Here is a 242-nt window from a genome sequence, read left to right as displayed (position 1 = left end):
CCGATGGACAGCTGAAGGCCGAGATCTGGTAGTGGTCGCGTGCGCGCGGTCTGTTTGCCGGCGAGGCGCTGGATGGAGCGGTGCAGCAGATCGACGATGAGGCGAACCTGGACGCTTACGTCAGCAACACCACGCCGCGCATGGTGTTCGAGGGCCGCATGGGCGAAGCGCAGTCGATGGACGTGGTTGCCTTCCGAGCCCGTCTGGAAGAGGCGACGTATTCGGCTCTTGAAAAGCGCGGA

At 64.0% G+C, this 242-nt stretch carries 1 pseudogene; it reads left to right on the top strand.

Annotation, left to right across the window (positions count from 1 at the left end):
• A pseudogene (locus ACQG3P_RS22355) lies at positions 1-242 on the top strand (YSC84-related protein); the annotation flags it as partial.

Source organism: Stenotrophomonas sp. SrG (assembly GCF_050031795.1).
Taxonomy (GTDB): Bacteria; Pseudomonadota; Gammaproteobacteria; order Xanthomonadales; family Xanthomonadaceae; genus Stenotrophomonas; species Stenotrophomonas rhizophila_A.
Note: the sequence above shows the minus strand (reverse complement) of the source record. Positions and strands in the feature narration are given on the sequence as shown.